The sequence below is a fragment of the Acinetobacter sp. GN11 genome (genome assembly GCF_054823985.1).
Genome location: NZ_JRVL01000293.1, coordinates 1 through 3,313 on the forward strand (window position 1 = coordinate 1; position 3,313 = coordinate 3,313).

The 3,313-nt window shown below is 37.9% G+C and carries 3 protein-coding genes; all 3 read right to left on the reverse strand.

The features are described 5' to 3' along the window. Positions 1-511, reverse strand: a 511-nt coding sequence (locus NL42_RS18435) for a LysE family translocator (protein ID WP_461313854.1), incomplete at its 3' end; no start/stop codon positions are given. Between the two features lie 50 nt (positions 512-561). Beyond that, positions 562-1,395, reverse strand: coding sequence for an AraC family transcriptional regulator (locus tag NL42_RS18440; RefSeq protein WP_461313855.1), 834 nt, complete (start codon positions 1,393-1,395; stop codon positions 562-564). Between the two features lie 127 nt (positions 1,396-1,522). Beyond that, complete coding sequence (locus NL42_RS18445) at positions 1,523-2,884, reverse strand: MATE family efflux transporter (RefSeq protein WP_461313856.1); 1,362 nt, start codon at positions 2,882-2,884, stop codon at positions 1,523-1,525. Positions 2,885-3,313 lie beyond the last annotated feature (429 nt).

Below are 3,313 nucleotides of genomic sequence, written 5' to 3' on the forward strand. Positions count from 1 at the left end.
ATCGGTTGCTTAACCTGCCAGCTAAGGCCCAGATGTAAAGACATGGAATTGCGATAATTAAAAAAATGAAGGATAAAATTGAGACATTTAGACAAATATCTTGCTCTTGTTTTGTGTAAACACTAATCACTGCAAAAGCCATTAGCCATGTTTTAGGATTAACTGCCTGCATAAAAAATCCGGCAAGAAAACCAATTTTCTCTTTTTCGTTGTCTTGTTCGGAAGGAATAATAGGGTTGTAGTTATATAATTTCCAAGCCAATGAGGTGAGCCAGATTAAACCAATCAATGTCATTATTTTTTGAATAATTGGGTAAGCCAGAAGAGTTGAACCCAGTCCAATGCCAACGATGAGTACAAGTAGGGCAGCCCCGATGCAAGAACCTAAAATGACAGGAAACGTTTTAGAAATTTTATAACGGCTGCTTAAACTCAAAATTATAAAATTGGTTGGACCAGGCGTAATTGAGGCAACAATAGCAAATAATGAAAATGCAGTGAGGTTTTCCATCTTGTTGACTTAAGTTAATAGGGGCATACAAGATGAAATAATTAAGATTTTTAATCTTGAAGATTTGTGCAGATTTTTCTATAGGCTGCGGGTGTTAAACCATAGCAACGTTTGAACCAACGGCTTAAATGACTTTGGTCTGCAAAACATAAATCGGAAGCAACTTGTGCGGGAGCAATGCTTCTGGCGAGCAAATCGCGTGCTCGCGTAAGTCTGAGTTGAATAAGATATTGATGCGGGGCTAAATGAAATGTTGCTTTAAAAATGCGATGAATATGGTAGCGGTCTAGGCCTATCATGCGAGCGATGTCTTCAAGTCCAATATCTTCAAATAGATGATCATGCAAAATATCTCGAATTTGATATGCGATTCGAGGCGTATGAGCAAAAGATGATTGGTGAGCTTTTTTTAACCATTTCCCTTGTGCGATATACTGAATAAGTAGATCTAGACTATTATCTTTCACAATATTCATTTCTTTATAGTGTAAATGTTGAAATGCTTGAGAAGTAACAATAGCGAGCTGCTCATCTGACTTTAGTGGTGCATCAATTACTAACTCGTAGTGGTCAGGACTATTATGAAATAAACCTTGGATGCGTTGTTTTAACCAGTCTGGATGTAGGTACAGCATTTGATAGGTAAAGCCATCAGATGCAGGAGCATGTCCATCATGAATTTCTTCGGGTTCAAGCATAAAGACTTGCCCAGCATGACTATTGATTTGTTTTTTTCGACAGTGAAATTGCTGAATGCCGGATTCTGTTACACCAATTAAATAACTCGAATGCCAGTGTGGGTCATAGGCATGGCCAGTAAAATGGGCACGGATGGTTTCAATACCTGTGTTGGTATCTTTTGAAATATCCACCCAATTACCCATAAGAATTCAACCAGAAATTTTTAAGTTTAGCCCTTAGAACGGTACAAAAGAGCTGAGCACAGTTCTAGAAGATTTGTGCAAAATCTTTAAGAAGATCGAATAATCCTCTTTTAAACTGAATGCGACTTCATCTATGTATAAAATTTGCCAAGCAAGATACTAAACCAAATATCAAAGCACTGGCTCCAATGATTTGAAAGAAGGTTGATAAACTTGCATTAAAATATAAGACAGAGATACTTCCAATAACAGCAGCAATGATCATTCTGATTGTACCTGCTAAGAGAGGACCTAATAATCGTTTTGAACCTTGGCCTGCAAAATAAAGTGCCATACCAATACCTATCGCGCTATAAAAAGGCGCCACATGCTGCAAGTAATTTGTTCCAGTCTGAAGAACAGATGGATCATGACTAAAAAAACCAAGCCAAATGGAAGGAAAAATACTAAAGAAAAGTCCTATTGAGCCAGTAATAAGAAACGTAATGAAAACCCCGATCCATGTTATACGACGTGCTCTTTGAAGTTGTCCAGCTCCATAATTAATACCAACCATGGTCATAATTGCCGAACCGATACCGAACATAAGTGGAACTTGTATGTAGTCTAATCGGGACGCAATACCGTACCCAGCGATTGCATCAGATCCAAATTGACCAACTAAGGTAGTTATGAGGACAACAGTTAAATTGAGTTGAATTATTCCGATAGCGGATAGTGAACCAATACCAAGAATATCTTTGAAGAACTGAAAATTAATGGGCTTGATCGATAATTTGATAATGCTATGCGTTGTTCGCATGTGCTTAATTAGGTATATGATGGCAAAAATATAATAACTTAATACAGCGAGTCCAGCTCCGGCCACGCCAAATGAAGGAATAAATCCCCAACCAAAAATGAAAATAGGTGATAGGGGTAAAAGTAGTACTCCACCTAGAAGCGTTATGCGGGCCGGAGTTTTTGTATCACCTGCACCACGTAATGCGGCTGAGAGTAGGGCTACAGCCCATATAAGGGGTGAACCTATAAAAATAATATTGGAATATTTTAGGGCTGCATCTAAAGCTAAGCCAGTAACGCCCATTAAGTGATATATCATCTGGGCTGAGGTGAGCATAACAATACTAAAAACTCCTCCCAAAATGCCAGCAAGAATTACACCATGCCAGACAAGGGATTGGGCATCTTCTGATCGACCTGCTCCAGAAGCCCGAGCAATTGCTGAAGCTAGTCCTCCACCAAATCCACCATTCGCTAGCATTTGCATGAGCATAAGAATTGGGAACACTACGGCTACGCCAGCTATTACATCCGTTCCTAAAGAGCTAACAAAATATGTTTCTAGTAATCCAATCAGAGTTTGTACAAGCAAAACAGCTATGGTTGGTAACGCCAGTTTTAGCATTACTTGGGGAATGGGTCCGTTTAAGATCGCATGATTTAAATCATGTGTATTTAACGGCTGGCGTACTGATTGTTCCCGCATAATAATTCTCGCTTTATAAACTGCTACAGCAGTAAGGACTGAATCAGTTTGTACCTGTACTTTTCTATCCGTGAATTGCAAAGCATTAGCTTATATTGGTAAGACAACGAGAGTTTTAGACAATATATTTATCCAATGTTTTGAATAATTATTAATTGTGACTATATTATAATATAGTCACTATTTGTCAATAATAAATAGGTCGAGTTAAACTGTCATTTTCAAAAAAGGATCAAATAAAAAATATGAATCGGGAAAAGAGTAGTTATCTTCTCCCGACGGGAGGACCAGAAGATCATGAGGTAAGAGATTAAATCCTAAGTGCTGCTACAGAGCACTTCAGTCGCTATGATTATAAGAAAACTACAGTTTCTAGTTTTGCAAAATCTATAGCTTTTTCTGAGCTGATTTATATAATTTAATTAATTT

Excerpts from the sequence above, each read along its gene's own strand:
- NL42_RS18445 (WP_461313856.1), bottom strand. The coding sequence starts at position 2,884 with ATGCGGGAACAATCAGTACGCCAGCCGTTAAATACACATGATTTAAAT.
- NL42_RS18440 (WP_461313855.1), bottom strand. The coding sequence starts at position 1,395 with ATGGGTAATTGGGTGGATATTTCAAAAGATACCAACACAGGTATTGAA.